14 protein-coding genes are annotated in these 19811 nt (G+C 46.2%); 13 read left to right on the top strand and 1 reads right to left on the bottom strand.

Features of this window, described 5'->3' with window-relative positions; translation table 11 throughout:
* The first annotated feature begins 47 nt into the window (after positions 1 to 47).
* The 3 genes from MHB63_04075 (at position 48) to MHB63_04065 (ending at position 6263) form a co-directional block, all read left to right on the top strand.
* Positions 48 to 2399, top strand: coding sequence for a YhgE/Pip domain-containing protein (locus MHB63_04075; protein ID MEK3805768.1), 2352 nt, complete (start codon positions 48 to 50; stop codon positions 2397 to 2399).
* 158 nt (positions 2400 to 2557) lie between these two features.
* Positions 2558 to 3571, top strand: coding sequence for a LacI family DNA-binding transcriptional regulator (locus MHB63_04070; protein ID MEK3805767.1), 1014 nt, complete (start codon positions 2558 to 2560; stop codon positions 3569 to 3571).
* A gap of 628 nt (positions 3572 to 4199) precedes the next feature.
* Positions 4200 to 6263 (top strand): catalase, encoded by a 2064-nt coding sequence (locus tag MHB63_04065; GenBank protein MEK3805766.1) that lies wholly within the window; start codon positions 4200 to 4202, stop codon positions 6261 to 6263.
* Between the two features lie 788 nt (positions 6264 to 7051).
* Here MHB63_04065 and yhfH read toward each other — a convergent pair.
* Positions 7052 to 7186 carry a protein YhfH gene (gene yhfH, locus MHB63_04060; protein MEK3805765.1) on the bottom strand — a complete coding sequence of 45 codons (135 nt, stop codon included), beginning with the start codon at positions 7184 to 7186 and terminating at the stop codon, positions 7052 to 7054.
* 192 nt (positions 7187 to 7378) lie between these two features.
* On the opposite strand from yhfH, the gene MHB63_04055 reads away from it, so the two are divergent.
* From MHB63_04055 to MHB63_04010, 10 genes are all read left to right on the top strand, one after another.
* Positions 7379 to 8119 carry an MBL fold metallo-hydrolase gene (locus MHB63_04055; GenBank protein ID MEK3805764.1) on the top strand — a complete coding sequence of 247 codons (741 nt, stop codon included), beginning with the start codon at positions 7379 to 7381 and terminating at the stop codon, positions 8117 to 8119.
* 12 nt (positions 8120 to 8131) lie between these two features.
* Positions 8132 to 9121, top strand: a complete 990-nt coding sequence (locus MHB63_04050) for a lipoate--protein ligase (GenBank protein ID MEK3805763.1) — start codon at positions 8132 to 8134, stop codon at positions 9119 to 9121.
* Positions 9122 to 9315: 194 nt separating this feature from the next.
* On the top strand, positions 9316 to 10872 hold the full coding sequence (locus tag MHB63_04045) for a fatty acid--CoA ligase family protein (GenBank protein ID MEK3805762.1): 1557 nt from the start codon (positions 9316 to 9318) through the stop codon (positions 10870 to 10872).
* A gap of 17 nt (positions 10873 to 10889) precedes the next feature.
* Positions 10890 to 11660, top strand: a complete 771-nt coding sequence (locus MHB63_04040; GenBank protein ID MEK3805761.1) for an enoyl-CoA hydratase-related protein — start codon at positions 10890 to 10892, stop codon at positions 11658 to 11660.
* A 285-nt stretch (positions 11661 to 11945) separates the two neighbouring features.
* On the top strand, positions 11946 to 12497 hold the full coding sequence (locus tag MHB63_04035; GenBank protein ID MEK3805760.1) for an XRE family transcriptional regulator: 552 nt from the start codon (positions 11946 to 11948) through the stop codon (positions 12495 to 12497).
* A gap of 19 nt (positions 12498 to 12516) precedes the next feature.
* Complete coding sequence (locus MHB63_04030) at positions 12517 to 13236, top strand: AzlC family ABC transporter permease (GenBank protein MEK3805759.1); 720 nt, start codon at positions 12517 to 12519, stop codon at positions 13234 to 13236.
* Positions 13226 to 13531: an AzlD domain-containing protein gene (locus MHB63_04025; protein ID MEK3805758.1), complete on the top strand. Its 306-nt coding sequence runs from the start codon at positions 13226 to 13228 to the stop codon at positions 13529 to 13531. The genes MHB63_04030 and MHB63_04025 overlap by 11 nt, the downstream gene beginning before the upstream one ends.
* Before the next feature lie 77 nt (positions 13532 to 13608).
* Complete coding sequence (locus tag MHB63_04020) at positions 13609 to 14874, top strand: M48 family metallopeptidase (protein MEK3805757.1); 1266 nt, start codon at positions 13609 to 13611, stop codon at positions 14872 to 14874.
* Between the two features lie 295 nt (positions 14875 to 15169).
* Positions 15170 to 16453: an isocitrate lyase gene (aceA, locus tag MHB63_04015; GenBank protein MEK3805756.1), complete on the top strand. Its 1284-nt coding sequence runs from the start codon at positions 15170 to 15172 to the stop codon at positions 16451 to 16453.
* A gap of 121 nt (positions 16454 to 16574) precedes the next feature.
* On the top strand, positions 16575 to 19763 hold the full coding sequence (locus MHB63_04010) for a DEAD/DEAH box helicase (GenBank protein ID MEK3805755.1): 3189 nt from the start codon (positions 16575 to 16577) through the stop codon (positions 19761 to 19763).
* Positions 19764 to 19811: the final 48 nt, after the last annotated feature.

The raw sequence follows: 19811 nt of genomic DNA, 5'->3' as shown, positions 1-19811 counted from the left end.
CTAATTGAACAAATTGGTCAATTTGTATTAAATTAGGAGGAAATGCAATGAGTTTAATGGCTAAAGAGTGGAAAGCGTTAGTTTCCAATAAAAAAGTGCTGATTCCGGTCCTTGCTGTTTTATTCATCCCGCTCATGTATGCAGGGATGTTCCTTTGGGCGTTCTGGGATCCGTATGAGCAGCTTGATCAGCTTCCTGTTGCCGTAGTCAACGAAGATACTGGAGCAGATTATGATGGAACAGAGCTTCAGATTGGATCTGAGCTTGTTGATAATTTGAAAGCAAATCCAAAGTTCAAATGGAAATTTGTTTCAAAGGATGAGGCTGTGAGAGGCCTTGAAAACGAGCAGTACTATATGATGATTGAAATACCCGAGAATTTTTCGGAAAATGCGACAACACTGATGGATGAGGATCCTCAGTCACTTGAACTGAAATATGTTCCGAATGAAGGCTTTAACTTTTTGTCAGGGCAAATTGGCGGAACAGCAGTTGCTCAAATTAAAGAAGAAGTCTCAAATACGATTACGAAAACCTATGCAGAAAGCATCTTTGAAAACATTGACAAGCTTGCAGACGGACTTGGCGATGCAAGTGATGGAGCAGGCAAGATCGATGAGGGTGTCGTCGATCTGAAAGGCGGTTCAGCTGAACTGAAAGAAAAGCTTGAGCTGCTTGCAGGAAAATCGATCACGTTTAAGGACGGATTGAATGACGCTTCTGCCGGAGCAAAGAAACTGGCAGACGGAGCCCAAGAGCTTGACAGCGGTCTGGGACAGCTTCAGGATGGCAGCGGAAAGCTTTACAGCGGATCAGTGAGCGCTGAAAAAGGAGCTGCCCAGCTGAACGAAGGTCTTGGAACGTCTCTATCCGGAATGAAAGAGCTGCAAAGCAATGTTCCAAAACTTACTGCCGGAGCTGAGGGAATCAGTGCCGGAGCAGGTGAATTATCCGGAGGAGTTAACCGCCTTTCTGACGGAAGCACGGCATTAGCTGCCGGAGCAGGTGAATTATCTACAGGTCTCGATAAGCTTTCTGCCGGTAATCAGGCTGCCTATAAAGGAGCCGGAGAACTCTCTGCAGGCCTGACTCAGTTAAATGACCAGCTGGCAGTCATGCTGCCGCAAATCGAGAAGCTTCCTCTTCCGGAAGCTGAGAAACAAAAACTGATTGAAGCGGCAAAAGGCGTCAGCCAGCTTTCTGAAGGAAGCAAACAGCTGGAGTCAAGTCTCGGACAGCTTTCTGCGGGAGCTGCCGATGCACAAAAGGGAGCATCTACTCTTGCTGGTAAAAGTGCAGAACTTTCAGCAGGAGCCGGAGAGCTTCAGGAAGGTGCTTCCAAGCTTTCAAAAGGTTCTTCTGAACTTGCAGCAGGCCAAAAGAAAGCAGAAGAAGGCATCAATCAGCTTGTGGCCGGACAGGAAAAACTGTATGCAGGCTCAGGTGAACTGCTGAATGGGCAAAAACAATTAACCGAAGGACAAAAGACGTTTAATCAGGAATTCGCGAAAGCAAAAGCCGGCTCAGCTGAACTTGCTGCCGGAAATAATGAACTCGGTTCCGGAATTTCAAAGCTTGCTGAAGGGTCAAGTGCGCTTCAGGACGGCACAAACAAGCTTGCTGACGGTGCCGGAAAAGTGGACGACGGCGTCGGCAAACTCTCTGAAGGGACAGGCGAGCTGTCATCTAAACTTGGTGACGCAGCAGAGGAAACAAAAGATGCCGGAGGCTCTGACGAAACCTATGACATGATTTCAGAGCCGGTAAAAGTAAAAGATGAAAAAATCAACGCCGTTCCAAACTACGGAACCGGTTTTGCACCATACTTCCTGTCACTCGGACTATTCGTTGGAGCCCTGCTGCTTTCCATCGTATTCCCGTTAAGACAGGCAGCCGGAACGCCTAAGAGCGCAATTGGGTGGTTCATGAGCAAGTTTGGTGTACTGGCTGCAGTCGGAGTCATCCAGGCTTTGCTGTCTGATGCCGTTTTACTCTATGGACTTGATATCGAAGTACAAAGTGTTCCATTGTTTATTTTATTCAGCATCATCACAAGCATAGCATTCCTTACACTGGTACAATTCTTTGTGACATCACTAGGAGATCCGGGAAGATTTGTGGCTATTATTATCCTGATTCTCCAGCTTACTACAAGCGCCGGAACATTCCCTCTGGAATTGATTCCAGAGCCATTGCAGATCTTTAATGCATGGCTGCCGATGACCTATACAGTCTCAGGTTTCAAAGCGGTCATCTCATCAGGTGATTACAGCTTCATGTGGCAGCAGGCAGGTATCCTCGGCATCTTCATCGCAGCGATGATTGCAGGAACCATTGCCTACTTCTTCGTGGCCATGAGAAAAAACAAGAACAGCCTCACTGAGGAAGCTGCAGCATAACCTTAAACACCCGAAGCAAAAAGCTTCGGGTGTTTTTTTGCAATGGAAAAATCTATAAAACTATTATTGAAAGCCCTTACATTTTAACATATAATAGAAAAATGAGAACGATTTCACCGTGGGTACGCTGTTCGTTCGCAAGATGAGGAGGAGTGAACGTGTCAACAATCGAGGATGTTGCCAGACTTGCAGGACTGTCAAGGACCACTGTTTCCCGGGTCATCAACAATCATCCGTACGTTTCCGATTCGAAGAAAAAAGTTGTCTTAGAAGCAATGGATGAGCTTGGATATGTTCCAAATTCATCTGCAAGAAGTCTTCGAAATCAAAAAACTGAAATTATTGCTGTTTTTATACCGCGGGTTCTAAATCCTTTTTTCAGCCAGTTTATCGAATCACTTGAAATGGCGTCGTCAGCCAGGAATTATCAGCTGATTGTGTGCCAGACTCAATATTCCAAAACAAAAGAGCTCACCTATTTAAACCTTCTTAAAACAAAGCAGGTGGATGGTGTGATACTTGCATCCCTGGAGAACGACTGGAGCAAAATCGAGCCATTCACAGATTACGGTCCGATTGTTCTTTGCAATGAGTTTGAAGAGGATGCGTCTGTGCCGATGATCAGGCTTGATCAGACGTTTGGAGGATACATAGCAACCAAGCATCTGATTGAACAGGGGCATACCCATATCGGCTATTGCTGCGGCGGGCACAGAAGCAACGTTGCCAAAGAGCGGGAAAGAGGCTTCAGGCAGGCACTGAAGGAAGCTGGATTAACGTTTGATGAAAACGCCGCATTCCGGAATGCATTTAATATTGAAGACGGAAAACGTGTTTTTCATGAGCTGGCTGCTTTGGAGAATCGGCCGTCCGCTCTTTTTACCGGAGCAGATGAAGTGGCTGCAGGAGTCATCTCTGAAGCGAAAAAAAACGGCTGGAGCATTCCTTCTGACCTTGCAGTTGTGGGCTTTGATAATCAGGCCATCACAGAACTGCTCGACCCCATGATTACAACCGTACAGCAGCCTGTCTGCGAAATGGCCCAAAAAGCCATGGACATCATGATTGAAAAAATAAACAGAAAATCTTATGCTGCCCGTGAAATCTATCAGTTTCCGCTAAAACTGATTATAAGAGATTCAACGGCCGGCAAAAAGCTCGCAAACGTTTAAGAGAGTAAGAGGCTGGGCCAGTAGCATAAAAGGGTGAATTTGAGTTCAACTCAAATTCACCCTTTTTTATGCATGCTCGTTTGTACGGTATAATCAGCCACAGGTGCAGAGATAACATAAGAAACCGTCTCATTCGTACGGTATAATCAGCTGCCGGTGCCAAGATAACATAAGAAACAGCCATATTCGTACGGTATAATCATCCGCCGGTGCCAAGATAACATAAGAAACAGCCATATTCGTACGGTATAATCATCCGCCGGTGCCAAGATAACATTAGAATCAGCCATATTCGTACGGTATAATCATCCGCCGGTGCCAAGATAACATAAGAATCAGCCATATTCGTACGGTATAATCATCCGCCGGTGCCAAGATAGCATAAGAAACCGTCTCATTCGTACGGTATAATCATCCGCCGGTGTCAAGATAGCATAAGAAACCGTCTCATTCGTAAGGTATAATCAGCTGCCGGTGTCAAGATAGCATAAGATACAAGTGCTTATTGCGGTATAACCTCTGCGGAAATGTTTTTGTCCAGTCCACTTTTTATGTGCATACGCCTTCAATGTTTACTGGAAAGAAAAGTGTGGTAATTCAAAAGGGTGACTATTACTGTACGGAAGGGATGAGAGATTTGGACAAGCAGAGTAAAAACAGCAAGGATGAGCAGCTGGAAGCATACCGGGTTGATGATAAAGACGGGAACATGACGACAAATCAGGGACTTAAGGTTTCAGATGACGAGCACTCTCTTAAGGCAGGCGACCGCGGACCGACCCTGATGGAGGACTTTCATTTCCGGGAAAAGATGACCCATTTCGACCACGAGCGGATTCTGGAGAGGGCTGTCCATGCAATGGGATACGGAGCACACGGGTATTTTCAGGTTTACGAGCCGATGAAAGAATTTACAATGGCGGGATTTTTGCAGGACCCTTCTGTCAAAACACCTGTATTCGTGCGGTTTTCAACGGTGGCGGGCTCTAAGGGGTCTGCAGATACGGTCAGGGATGTCAGGGGATTTGCCGTTAAATTTTATACGGAAGAAGGAAACTATGATCTCGTCGGGAACAATATCCCTGTCTTTTTCATCCAGGATGCGATTAAATTTCCGGATCTCGTCCATGCCGTAAAGCCGGAGCCTCATAACGAAATGCCCCAGGCCTCATCTGCTCATGACACGTTCTGGGACTTCATTGCCAACAATCAGGAATCTGCACACATGATGATGTGGGCGATGTCTGACCGGGCGATTCCCCGCAGCTACCGGATGATGGAAGGGTTTGGCGTACATACTTTCAGGTTTGTCAATGAAGAAGGAAAAGCGCGCTTCGTAAAATTCCACTGGAAACCGAAGCTCGGCGTTCATTCGCTCGTATGGGACGAAGCCCAGAAGCTTGCCGGAAAAGATCCTGATTTTCACAGAAGAGATCTCTACGAATCTATTGAGAACGGTGACTATCCTGAGTACGAGCTTGGGGTTCAGATGATTGAGGAAGAGGACGAATTTAACTTTGATTTTGATCTTCTTGACGCAACAAAACTGTGGCCGGAGGAAATCGTCCCAGTTAAAATCATCGGCAAAATGACGCTCGACCGCAATCAGGATAATGTATTTGCCGAATCTGAGCAGGTTGCGTTCCATCCGGGACACGTAGTGCCGGGCATCGATTTTACAAATGATCCGCTGCTGCAGGGGCGCCTCTTTTCCTATACAGATACACAGATTACAAGACTTGGCGGTCCGAACTTCCATGAGATTCCAATCAATCGTCCTGTCTGTCCGTTTCATAACAATCAGCGGGACGGCATGCACCGCATGACCATAAACCGCGGGCAGACAGCCTATCATCAGAATTCGCTTGCCCAAAACGCTCCGCGTCCTGCCGCGCGCGAGCAAGGCGGATATGTCCACTATCAGGAAAAAGTGGATGGACGGAAGATCCGCCAGCGCAGCGAGAGCTTTAAAGATCATTTCTCACAGGCAAAGCTGTTCTGGAACAGCATGTCAGAAGTGGAAAAGCAGCATATGATCTCTGCCTTCCGCTTTGAGCTCGGCAAAGTAAAAAGCAAAAGCGTTCAGCAGCAGGTCGTCAATATGATCAGCTGCATTGACACCAGACTTGCCGGTGAAGTGGCTGAGGGGATTGGCGCTTCGGTTCCAAATGAGCAAACGGAGTCTGGCGTCACACTTGAGTCACCTGCACTGAGCCAGGAGAAAACGGTCAAAGTTCCCGATACGCGTAAAGTGGCAGTGCTTGCCGAAGACGGCTACGATTCGGCTTCCCTGAACGCTTTTATTGGAAAAATGAAAGAAACAGGCATGATGCCTGAAGTCATCAGCCATACGCTGAGCCCGCTGAAAAGTGAGGGCGGCGAAGAGCTTGAGGTTAATCATACCTTCCTCACAAGTGATTCCATTCTGTTCGACGCTTTTTATGTAGCGGGCGGGCAGAAGAACAAAGAGCTTCTGCTCGGCAAAAAAGACGCCGCAGCATTTCTAAAAGAAGGATTCAGTCACTTTAAGCCAATTGGAGCTGCCTATGAAGCTGCAGAAGTACTTGAAGCAGCGGGAATCGCTAATGGTCCCGGCGTGATTGTAGCAGAACAAACACAAGATCCTGCGGTATTCTCTGATGCATTTATCAGTGCCGCAGCCGAGCACCGTCATTGGGACAGGGAAGTATGACAGGAGAGACACTGAGATTTTCAGTGTCTTTTTTTATTTATAGTAAAGCTTTATTGCAGCACTTATTAATCATGGGGAGATTAGAAAGTGCTGTTAGCGGGGGTTAAGCACACAAATGTGGTTATGGGAAAATGAGAAAGTGCTGTTAGTGGGGGTTAAGAACACAAACGTGATTATGGGAAAAGAAGAAAGTGCTGTTAGCGGCGGTTAAGCGCACAAACGGGGTTATGGAAAATAGAGAAAGTGCTGTTAGAGGCGGTTAAGCGCACAAACGTGGTTATGGGAATAAGAGAAAGTGCTGTTAGCGGCGATTAAGCGCACAAATGTGGTTATGGGAAAAGGAGAAAGTGCTGTTAGCGGGGGTTAAGCGCACAAACGCGGTTATGTGAAAGGGAGAAAGTGCTGTTAGCGGGGGTTAAGAACACAAACGTGGTTATGGGAAAAGAAGAAAGTGCTGTTAGCGGCGGTTAAGCGCACAAACGGGGTTATGGAAAATAGAGAAAGTGCTGTTAGAGGCGGTTAAGCGCACAAACGCGGTTATAGAAAATGGAGAAAGTGCTGCTAAAGGCAGTTAAGAACACAAACGCGGTTATGTGAAAGGGAGAAAGTGCTGTTAGCGGGGATTAAGAACACAAACGTGGTTATGGGAAAAGAAGAAAGTGCAGCTGCAGGCAGTTAAGAACAGAAACGCGGGTATAGAAAATCGGGAAAGTGCTGTAAATGTTCGCAAAAAAAAAAGAAAGGACAATGAGTCCTTTCTCAAAAATATAGGTATAGGATTGGTATGGTTACAGGCTGCCGACGTTCATGCACTTATCGCATGTATTGCCGTAGCACTCGTGCTGCTCTTCAATCTTTTCCCCGCACTCAAGACATTTTTTTGCCGGCAGGTTTTTGAAAAATTCAGTCATTTTAACTAACATTGGTATCCCCTCCAAGTTGTTATTACACTCATTGTATTATAACAGATGGAGGTATGTCAACATCTGTTTTGTAACAATATGCTTCTTTTCAAAAAATGGGCTGCTGTCTACAGGTTTAGAGGCGCCTCAGCTTGCGCTTGTCAGCGAAAAATGGGTATATTGTAAGATAGGAATGAGCGAGGGAGGATTCACATGAAAATAACGGTTGTTGGTTTTTGGGGAGGATTTCCTGCTGTAAATGAAGCTTCTTCAGGCTATCTGTTTGAATCAGATGGTTTCCGGCTTTTAGTTGACTGCGGAAGCGCGGTTTTATCCCAGCTGCAGAATTACGCAAAACCGGAAGAACTTGATGCGGTGATCCTGTCTCATTATCATCATGATCATATTGCTGATGTAGGGCCGCTGCAATTTGCAAGACTTGTTGGATCCTTTATGAATAAAAGCACCAGGACGCTGCCTATATACGGCCATTCAGCTGATGCAGAAGCATTTGCAGGGCTTACATACAAAGAAGTAAGTGCAGGAAAAGCCTACAATCCGGAAGAACCAATCCAGATTGGACCGTTTCACATCCGTTTTATGAAAACAAAGCATCCGGTAGACTGCTATGCGATGAGGATTTCAGATGGCGAAGCAGAGGTTGTTTACACGGCTGATTCCAGTTACCGGGAAGAATTTGTCCCATTTTCAAAAGATGCAGACCTTCTGCTGTGCGAATGCAATTTTTACGGGGATATGGACGGCTCGTCTGCCGGGCATATGAACAGTCTTGATGCCGGTAGACTTGCTGAGCGTGCCTCGGTAAAAGAATTGATCCTGACGCACCTTCCTCATTTCGGAACCGTGGCAAATCTCGTAAGTGAGGCTAAAACGATCTACAAAGGTCCCGTCCGTCTTGCAGCATCCGGCCTGCAATGGACGAAGGGCAATTAGGAGGAAAAGTACATGCTGTTTATTGATAATAAAGGAATTACAGATCCGAGAATCAATCTGGCAATCGAAGAATATTGCCTGAAAAATCTCGATCCTGAGCAATCGTATTTGCTTTTTTATATTAACGAACCTTCCATTATCATCGGGAAGAATCAAAATACAATAGAAGAAATCAACACAAAGTATGTGGAAGAGCAGGGTCTTCATGTTGTGCGGAGGCTTTCAGGCGGGGGTGCGGTTTATCATGACCTTGGTAACCTGAACTTCAGCTTTATTACAAAAGATGACGGAAACAGCTTTCACAATTTCAAAAAATTCACTGAACCCGTGACGCGCGCATTAAAGCGTCTTGGTGTAGATGCGGAGCTTAGCGGCCGCAATGATATCCTTGCTGAAGGCAGAAAGATTTCAGGAAATGCCCAGTTTTCTACAAAGGGCAGAATGTTCAGCCATGGAACGCTGCTGTTTGATTCGGAAATGGAAAACGTCGTGTCCGCGCTGAAAGTGAAAAAGGACAAGATCGAGTCAAAAGGAATCAAATCCATTCGCAGCCGTGTGGCAAACATCAGCGAATTTCTTGAAGAGAAAATCACGATTGAGGAATTCAGAGAACTGATTCTGCGCTACATCTTCGATACAGACGGCGAAATTCCGCAATACGTTTTAACAGAAGCGGATTGGGAAAAAATCCATGCTCTGTCTGAGGAACGCTATCAGAACTGGAACTGGAACTACGGCAAATCGCCATCCTTTAACCTCCAGCATTCGCACCGCTTTCCGATCGGACAGATTGACATCCGCCTGGAAGTGAAGAAAGGTAAAATCGAAAACTGCAAAATCTTCGGAGACTTCTTCGGGGTAGGTGAAGTTGAAGAGATCGAAAACCTTCTTACCGGCCTGCAATATGACCGTTCTTCCATTGAAACAGCTTTGAGGGACACAGATATCAAGCATTATTTCGGCAATATTGAAAAAGAACAATTTATTGAGCTTATCTATTGATTACGGAGCGCGTCCTTTTTTAGGGCGCTTTTTTATTGTTGGGCAGGTGATATACGTTCACAATTCAGCAAATTTCTCCCACATCCGCCAAGCCGTTTGTTGAGAATTTTTCCGTCATAAAATATAATAGATTTATAGTTTTAAATTTTTAGAAAATGAATGGCTGTTCATTCATTTTCGCAAGGGGTGGGAGAATGAATTTACTATCACAGCTGTCTCTGTCTGCACAGAAGTACGGAGGCAAGCCGGCGTTTATTTTTGAAGGGAAAGAAACGTCGTACGGGGAACTTGATGTGCTGATCAGCAAATTTGCTGACAGTCTGCAGCAGCTTGGGGTCAAAAAGGGGGATCATCTTGCGCTTGTGCTTGGCAATTCTCCGTATTTCGTGATTTCTCTTTACGGGGCAATGCGCGCGGGGGCTACGGTTATACCAATCAATCCAATTTACACACCGGATGAAATCGGGTACATATTGAATAACGGTGATGTAAAGACAATTGTCACACTGGATGTGCTGCTGCCGCTTTTTGAAAAAATGAATGGGGTTCTGCCTCAGGTCGAGCACATTATCTCATGTGAAACACCTCCGTCAGAAGCTAAGAGCGGGTTTGATGTGTCTTCGCTTTCAATCAGTCCAAAATTGAAATCGTTTACAAGTATTGTGGCCCAGGCAGGCGCAAACCCGGCTGAAGTTACGCTTGAGGACGATGACACGGCTGTCATTCTCTATACATCAGGCACGACAGGAAAGCCGAAAGGCGCTATGCTGACGCACAAAAACCTGTACAGCAATGCACGTGATGTAGGTTCTTACTTGAAAATGAACGACGGGGACAAAATCGTAGCGACTCTACCGATGTTCCACGTGTTCTGTCTGACGGTTTCGCTGAACGCGCCGCTGATCAGCGGTGCAACATTGCTGATTGTTCCGCGCTTTAGCCCTGCTGAAATCTTTAAGCTTGTAAAAACGTATGAAGCAACTGTTTTTGCAGGAGTACCGACGATGTATAATTTCCTTCTTCAGCATGAAGGCGGGGACAAAGAGGATCTTCGGACGCTCAGATTGTGCATTTCCGGCGGAGCTTCGATGCCGGTTGCTCTTTTAAAAGGCTTTGAACAGAAATTTAATGTGGTTGTGTCGGAAGGCTATGGTTTATCGGAAGCTTCTCCTGTCACCTGCTTTAATCCGCTGGACCGTCCGAGAAAGGCAGGATCCATCGGGACAAACATTTTAAACGTTGAAAATAAAGTGGTGAATGAGCTTGGAGAGGAAGTGCCTCCAGGACAGGTTGGAGAACTGATCGTCAAGGGCCCGAATGTCATGAAGGGCTACTATAACATGCCTGAGGAAACAGCCCATACAATCCGCAATGGCTGGCTTTATACAGGCGACCTTGCCACAATGGATGAAGAAGGCTATTTTACAATTGTTGACCGTAAAAAAGATATGGTCATCGTCGGCGGCTATAATGTTTATCCCCGTGAAGTTGAGGAAGTTCTCTACAGCCACCCGGGTGTAGTGGAAGCTGCGGTTGTCGGCGTGCCTGACCCGAATCAGGGAGAAGCGGTGAAATGCTTTGTTGTTGTAAAAGACAAATCGCTGACAGAAGAAGGCCTGAAAGCGCACTGCCGTGAGCATCTGGCGAAGTATAAAGTCCCTGGCTCCATTGAATTCCTGGAGGAGCTTCCAAAGAATACGACTGGAAAAATCCTGCGCAGAGCGCTTAAGGATCAAGTTCTTCAAAAATAGCCGGGGGGAAGTCTGTTTTGACAACTATTCTATATACGGTAGAAAAGAATCTTGCGGTCGTCACGCTGAACAGACCGGAAGTGTTCAACTGTTTCAACTACGAAACGCTTCTTCAGCTTGAGGAGGCAGTAGAGGATATCCGGACAAACGAAGAAGTAAGGGCCGTTATTTTTACAGGATCAGGAGATAAAGCCTTTTGTGCCGGAGCTGATTTAAAGGAACGAAAAATGCTGACTGACCAGCAGGTGAAACGGAACCTCTTTAAAATAGGTGAAGTTTTCACGAAAATTGATTCACTTCCTCAGCCAACCATTGCCGCCATTAACGGCTATGCATTCGGGGGCGGCATGGAGCTTGCTCTTTCATGCGATTTCAGAATCATTGCTGAGCGAACGTCAGTGGGCCTCACAGAGACTGGACTCGGAATTATTCCGGGTGCAGGAGGAACGCAGCGTCTTCCGAGAATTATTGGGGAGGCGAAGGCGCTGGAGCTGATTTTGACTGCGAGGAAAATCACTTCCGAGCAGGCAGCAGCCTATGGACTTGCCTTAAAAACAGCTCCGAATGCGCTCGAAGCTGCTAAGGAGCTCGCAGAGGAAATTCTTAAAAATGCGCCAATTGCCCTGCAGCAGGCAAAGTTTGCCGTCAAACAGGGAATGAATGCAGATCTTCAGACAGGCCTTCATATTGAACGCAAAGCATATGAAGTGACTATTCCAACGGAGGACCGTCTGGAGGCATTAGCAGCCTTCAGTGAAAAAAGAAAACCCGTTTTCAAAGGAAAGTAAGAAAAAGCAGCCGGCCGGCTGCTTTTTCTTGTTCAGCAAATAATAAAGAATAATAGGGCTGTGGATAACATAACAAAGTTATCATCGGCAAGCGTAAGCGCCTAAATCCTCAGTCAGAACAAATCCGTCAAAAAAGTCAAACCCGGACTTTTCCGACGGATTCTTATCTGCCTATCGGATCTGACCAAGGCGCTTGCGCTTTTGTTCTTGTGTCTGAATATTTCCTATTGTTCAAAATATTATACAAATGTATACTATAAAAAACATTAACGAAAGGAGACAGATATGAAATCCTTGCAGGAGCAGATTGGCTACAACTTAAAAAGCATCCGGAAAATGCGCCAGTACAGTCTTGATCAGCTTTCAGCCGTCACAGGTGTGAGCAAGGGGATGCTTGCCCAAATTGAAAAAGGGCAGTCAAGTCCGACCGTCAACACCCTGTGGAAAATTGCAAATGGTCTTGGAGTCTCTTTTTCATCTCTCGTTGAAGAAGAAAACGCCGGAATCTCTATTGTCCGCAAAGAGGAAAAGACCGCTTTGCAGGATGTAAACGAGAAATATCGTGTGTATCCTTATTTTCCTTATGATCAGCAGAAGAAGTTTGAAGTATTTTTGCTTGAGCTTCTTCCGGGCTGCAGACATGTTTCGCAGCAGCATTTGAGCGGAGTGGAAGAGTACTTGTTTGTCAGTGAAGGTGAACTTTTTGTCTCAATCGGTGACGATCACTATGAACTGGGAAAAGGAGATTCAATCAAATTTACTGCTAACCGGGAGCACGTTTACGAAAATAAGACAGAAGCAGTTTCAAGATGCTTTCTGCTTATCTATTATTCATAGGGAGAGAGGAGGAAACACAATGGCAGAAACAGCGTTTATCAGAAAACAGACGCACTTTTCAGAGGGGATGACAGCGGGGCTCAGCATTGCGGTCGGGTATATGCCGGTGGCGCTGACATTCGGGCTGCTTGCGGGGGAAACAGGACTGACCCTTTCTGAAACGGTGATGATGAGCATTTTTGTGTTTGCAGGTGCTGCCCAATACATATCGCTCAGCCTGCTTGCGGCAGGCACGGGCACTTTTGAAATTGTGTTTACGACGTTCATTGTGAACATCCGGCATTTTTTAATGTCAGCCTCCCTGAATGAAAAGGTGGAGGGGGACAGTCTTTGGAAAAAGGCGCTCTATTCTTTCGGTATCACAGATGAAACCTTTTCCGTAGCTTCGGTTAAAGAGGGAACGGTATCTGCTGGATATATGTTCGGACTTATTTTTATTTCATATTCAAGCTGGGTTGTTTTTTCCGGTGTCGGTCATCTGATTGGCGCAAATCTTCCGGAAACCCTGCAGGAAAGTATGTCTGTTGCGCTGTATGCGATGTTTATCGGCCTGCTCGTCCCGTCAATGAAAAAGCAGCGGAAGGTCGTCTTTTTAGCGGGCGCGGCAGCGGTTTTTAATTCCGTTTTCTATCTGACAGGCTCTCTTTCAACAGGCTGGTCAATTGTCCTGTCCACCCTGTTATCCGCTGTCTTAGTTGAACTTGCTTATTCAAAGGGGGCCAAGCGGCATGATGAGTAATATGATGATGATGATCCTCGGAATGGCTATAGTAACCTATCTCCCAAGAATGATTCCGCTTGTTGCGCTAAGCGGTATAGATCTGCCGCCTTTTGTTCAGAATGTATTGCGGAATGTTCCGTTTGCAACGCTCGGAGCCCTGATTGTGCCCGGTGTCTTTTTTATCCAGGAGGATATTTGGTTTGGGGCAGTTGGCGCCGCGGCAGCATTTGCAGTGGCCTATTTTGGTGTGAATGTCATCATTGTCGTCATGAGTTCCATTTTTACCCTTATCGTGTACGGGCTATTGTTTTAATCCGTACGAATAAGTTCTAACTCTGCCGCTTTCACACTACACTAGTACAAAGAGCTTGTTCGGGGGAGGACAACATCATGCGCAAATGGCTTACTGTATCAGTCCTGATTTATTTTTTATACGGCCTGTTTGTCTACTGGTATATCTATATGGGAGCGGACTCCACACTTCCGGCACAATTCCAGGGCGGTTCAGCCGACCCGAATACGTTTATGAACAGCAGGGAGCTGATGCTCTCGGGTGAATACTCGAAGCTGAGGGATTTTATGTTTTTTGCCGCCGCTCCGTTTGAATGGTTTATCTTTTTTGTTGTCCTCGTTACCGGGTTTGCAAAGAAGATGCAGCGCTGGGCTGAAAGTATCTCCAGGTTTTTTATTATCCAGACGGCCGTGTTTGTCTTTGGATTGTCTTTGCTTGTAACGGTCTGTGCTTTTCCGCTTGAATGGCTGCGCTATAAAATTTCGCTGTCCTATCACATTACGACCCAGACTTTTTCAGGGTGGATGAAGGATCAGCTGATTGATTTCTGGGTGAACTGCGCAATTATGGTGCTGATTGTTGCCGTATTGTACGGCCTGATCAGAAAATTTTCAAGGAAATGGTGGCTGTTTGCGTGGATTCTCTCTGTACCGTTCAGCCTGTTCCTGATGTTTATTCAGCCGGTCCTGATCGACCCGCTGTACAATGAGTTTACGCCTCTTAAAAATAAAGAGCTTGAAACGAAGATCCTCGCGATTGCCGAGGAGGCCAACATTCCGGCAGATCATGTGTTTGAAGTGAACATGTCTGAGAAGACAAATGCTTTGAACGCATACGTCACAGGAATTGGAGACAACTCAAGGATTGTTCTTTGGGATACAACGTTAAATAAACTGAGCGAAGAAGAAATTCTGTTTATCATGGCGCATGAGATGGGGCACTATGTGATGAAGCATATTTATATCGGGATAGGCGGCTATCTCGTGCTCACTTTGCTTGGTCTTTATATGATCAACAGGCTCATGAATTTCTCCATCAGGCGTTACGGGCACGTTCTGAAGCTTGACGGGAAAAAACAGCTTGCCTCACTCCCGCTTTTTCTCATGCTGCTCGGCATGCTGAGCTTTGCCTCTGATCCTTTTTCAAATATCATATCGCGCCACCAGGAAAAGGACGCAGATCTGTATGCCATAGAAATGACAGAGAACCCGGAGGCTGCGGTAAACACATTCCAGGAACTGACGCGTGCCGGTTTAAGCCAGGTCAATCCGCCGGGGCTCGTGAAAATCTTCAGATACAGCCACCCGACCATTTTGGAAAGAATCAACTATCTTGAAGAATGGGGCAGCGGGAGGGAAGAATAATAAGAAACTGATTATTACTTTTAAAAAATCCGAACTGGCTGTTAGTTCGGATTTTTTTCGTTTTGAGTGAAACTTTCTCCTGCTTTCCTGCTGTTATCATACAGCGGTAGACTGGCTCCTCTTCTTTATGAATCTTATAAAACCCAGTAATATCAAGCTTTCAATCAATAAATCTAAAAAAATTCAAAAAATTTAAAAGAAAAAGATTCCATTTTCAATTAATCTGTTATATATTAATACTATAAAATACAAACTGTATTATAACAAAACGTACAGACTATTGGAGGGACTGGAAATGACAAACGAAAGAGCGCGAAAACTGGAAGAAAGCTGGGCAATGGATGCAAGATGGAATGGAGTAGAAAGACCGTATTCGGCGGAAGAAGTCATTCGTCTGCGCGGATCGATTGATATTGAACATACTCTTGCACGCAGAGGTGCAGAAAAGTTCTGGAATTTGCTTCAGACTGAAGACTACATTCATGCACTGGGAGCATTAACCGGCAATCAGGCCGTTCAACAGGTAAAGGCAGGATTGAAAGCGATTTATTTAAGCGGCTGGCAGGTTGCGGCTGATGCAAACCTTTCAGGCCATATGTACCCTGACCAAAGCCTTTATCCGGCAAACAGCGTTCCGGCCGTTGTGAAACGAATCAACCAGGCCCTTCAGCGTGCAGATCAGATTCAGCATATGGAAGGAGAAGGAGATATTGACTGGTTTGCTCCAATCATTGCAGATGCTGAAGCAGGTTTTGGCGGACAGCTTAATGTATTTGAACTGATGAAGGGCATGATTGAAGCCGGAGCAGCTGCTGTTCATTTTGAAGACCAGCTTTCTTCTGAGAAAAAATGCGGTCACCTTGGCGGCAAAGTGCTTCTGCCTACACAAACAGCTGTGAAGAATTTGATTTCTGCCCGCCTTGCAGCGGATGTTTCGGGTGTTCCGACGATCATTATTGCCCGCACGGATGCTGACGCAGCAGATTTAATTACAAGTGATGTTGATCCTGAAGATCAGGCATTTATTACAGGCGAGCGCACGGCAGAAGGATTTTTCCGGACAACAGCCGGGATCGATCAGGCGATTGCCCGCGGACTTGCTTATGCGCCTTATGCCGACCTTATTTGGTGCGAAACGTCAGAGCCGAACCTTGATCAGGCTCAGAAGTTTGCGGATGCCATTCATGCGAAGTTTCCTGGGAAGCTTCTTGCCTACAACTGCTCCCCATCCTTTAACTGGAAAAAGAAATTGGACGAAGAAACAATTGCGAAATTCCAAAGAGAAATCGCGAAAATGGGCTATAAATTCCAGTTCGTTACTCTTGCCGGATTCCATGCCCTCAACTACGGCATGTTCGAGCTCGCCAGAAAATACCGCGATAACGGAATGGCAGCCTATTCGGAGCTTCAGCAGGCAGAGTTTGCAAGCGAACAATACGGCTACACAGCGACAAGACATCAGCGTGAAGTCGGAACAGGCTACTTTGATGAAGTGTCACAGGTTATCACAGGAGGCACATCCTCCACAACTGCACTTAAAGGTTCAACAGAAGAAGAGCAGTTTACAGCACAGTCCTAAAAAAAAGCTGCTGCATCCATCGGGGTGCGGCAGTTTTTTTATGCATTTGTTCCCTCTCTGTTAAAATGGTAGATAAAGAACAGTATGCAAGACCGAAATTTAACTTTGAGGAGCTTTTGCCTTGAATAGGAAGCTGAACAAAAAAATGATTGAAAACCTCTGCGGCCGCGTCTCTTTGAAAAGCGGGGATTCGCTGCGCCGCTCCAATAAAGTAAAGTTCCGGGAGTACCATGAAGATCGCTGTCATGCAGTTGTTAAAAGTAAGGAAGATTTCTGTGTTTCGATAACGGTGGACAAAGGCGGCGTTTTTCAGGCAGCCTGCAGCTGTCCGAAGCTGATCTCCTTTAAACAGGAATGCCAGCATGTTGCGGCGGTATTGCTTGAGATAGAAGAACATCAGAAACAAGGGACGATTCCTCCTGTTCCGATCGAGGGAGAGGTCTCCAGTAACCCTGACTATGCGCTGACAGATGAATTGCTGACGGCCTTTAAGGAGCGAAAAGACCGTATAACAGAGGCGCAAAATTATTTTGAAACTCGAACCGTACTGCCTGCCGTGTTTACGTTCAAGCCGGCATCAAAGGGAGACGGTGGGCTCTTACTTGCACTGGATCTCACGGTTGGACCGGTGAAAATCGGGAAACCGAGGGCTTTTCTTGAACAGCTTAATAGCGGACAGTCCTTTCAGATTGCGCCAGGCTTCCTGTTTGATCCAGAGTCTTATTGCTTCACAAAAGAGACGGATGCTGTCTTTCAGCAGCTTGTCAAGATCGTACGGAATGAGAGGACTGAGGAAGATCCTCAGCTTCTCCTCTCTCCTATTTCATGGAATCTGCTCCTGCCTGTCCTTATAAAAGCGCCAAATGTAGAGCTTGAGGTCAACGGAGAGATTTATTCGGGACTTCATTTGTCAGAAGGCATCCTGCCGCTTCAATTTGATTTGTATGAAGAAGGATCGGGATATGTGCTGAGAGTGAACGGCTTAAAGGATCTGCTCCTGTTGGAGCCTTATGAATCGGTGTTTTCCGCAGGAACATGGTATCACTTAGAACCTGAAAATTTCGAGCGCTTGGCCGAATTGGATCGGGTCATCCTCGCATCCGGAAAAAATACAGTCCCAATCCCGCCGCATCAGGTCAGCCTGTATCTGGAGAAAGTGGTGCCTGGTCTTCGGAGACTGGGGGACGTAACCGTATCTGAAACAATTTCCAGGCGGTTAGCGGAAACTTCTCTTACTGCGAAGCTCTATCTAGACCGTGTGAAAAACCGGCTGCTTGCGGGACTTGAATTTCATTACGGAAACATCGTTTTTAATCCCCTGGATGAACAAGAGGTACGCTCTCTGCAGGTGGTCATCCGGGATATTGAAAAAGAGGATCTGATTCTTAAACTGATGGAGGAAAGCTCATTTACCCGGACGGACAGCGGCTATTATCTCCAAAATGAACTACTGGAATATGAGTTCCTGTATCATGTCCTGCCGAAGGTTGAAAAGGTGGCCAAGGTACTTGCAACCACTGCTGTCCGGAGCAGGATATTTAAAGAAGCAGCCCCGCCGAGAATCAAGGTGGAGGCGAATAAGGAGAGGACGAACTGGCTGGAATTCAAGTTTGAGATGGATGGAATTTCTGAAAAGGAAATCCGCAATGTACTTGCGGCCCTCGAGGAAAAACGGAAGTATTACCGGTTAAGGAGCGGGGCGCTGCTTTCTCTTGAAAAACGGGAATATGAGGAGATTTACCGGTTTTTAAATGCGGCACCGGTACAGGCGGAGGACTGGGAACAAGAGCTTGAAATGCCTTTGATCAAAGGACTTCAGCTTCTCGATTCGGTTCCTGTTTCCGGCACAATGACGCTCGGTGATTCGGTTCAGCAGCTGCTTAATGGACTTCTCCACCCGGACGAGAAGGAATTTGCGGTTCCAGTGAAGCTCGAACCGGTGCTGAGGAATTATCAGAAGACCGGATACAAGTGGATGAAATCTCTTGCGAAGCACGGTTTTGGAGGAATTCTGGCAGATGATATGGGTCTTGGGAAGACCTTGCAGAGCATCACGTATATTGTGTCGGTTCTTCCTGAAATCCGCCGGTTAAAAAGGCCGGTCCTGATTATTTGTCCATCCTCTCTTCTGTATAACTGGAAAAATGAAATTGAATCCTTTGCGCCTGACATCAAAACCATGATTATCGATGGCAGCCGGAAAGAGAGGACGGGGCACTTTCAGGATCATGCAGCGGCAGATGTTCTCATTACTTCCTATCCGCTCATCAGACGGGACATCCATGAGTATGAAAAACGGCTTTTTTATACGGTTTTTTATGATGAGGCGCAGGCCTTTAAAAATCCGCTGACCCAAACGGCAAGAGCGGTGAAAAGAATTCAGGCCTCGCACCGGTTCGCGCTGACAGGCACACCTGTTGAGAATTCGAGGGAAGAACTATGGTCAATCTTTCATGTTGTCTTTCCGGAGCTGTTCATGGGATTAAAGGAATACAGCACGCTCACAAGAAAAAAGATCGCAAGGAGAATCCGCCCTTTTATGCTCCGCAGAATGAAGGAGGATGTACTGCCTGAGCTTCCGGAAAAGATTGAGTCAATGGAAATCGTCGAGCTGTTCCCGGAGCAGAAGAAGCTTTATGCTGCCTGTCTGGCAAAGCTTCGCGAGGATACCCTGAAGCATTTGGATAAAGACACACTTCAGAAAAACCGGATGAAAATCCTGGCCGGAATCACAAGACTTAGGCAGATCTGCTGCCATCCTTCTCTGTTCGTTGATGGATACAGCGGAGGGTCGGCAAAATTTGACCAGCTCCTCAAGATTTTGGAGGAGGCCAGGCAGTCAGGAAGAAGAGTGCTGATTTTTTCCCAGTTTACCTCTATGCTCAATTTGATTGGAAGAAAACTCGCAGTACTGGGTATGCCCTACTTTTATCTCGATGGTCAAACCGCAATGCCGGAAAGGGTGGATCTGTGCAGACGCTTTAATGAAGGGGAACGGGATCTGTTTCTCATTTCGCTGAAGGCGGGAGGTACGGGTTTAAACTTAACGGGTGCAGATACAGTCGTTCATTTCGATACTTGGTGGAATCCCGCGGTAGAGGAGCAGGCGGCAGACCGTGCTCACCGGATAGGCCAAACTAATAAAGTGAATGTCATCAAGCTTATCACCCGCGGAACGATTGAGGAAAAAATGAACGAGCTGCAGGATAAGAAAAGGCAGCTTATTAATGAAATAGTGGATATCGATGAAAAAAGGCCGTTTACCCTGACCGAAGAGGATCTCCACGATTTGCTGAGGATTCATACATGACACATCCTCAGTCTGCAATATGTGTTATTTGTGTGTGACTGGTCCTCA

The organism is Bacillus sp. FSL H8-0547 (assembly GCA_038002745.1).
Lineage (GTDB): Bacteria > Bacillota > Bacilli > Bacillales > Bacillaceae > Bacillus_P.
This window is presented reverse-complemented; position numbering and strand designations above follow the sequence as displayed.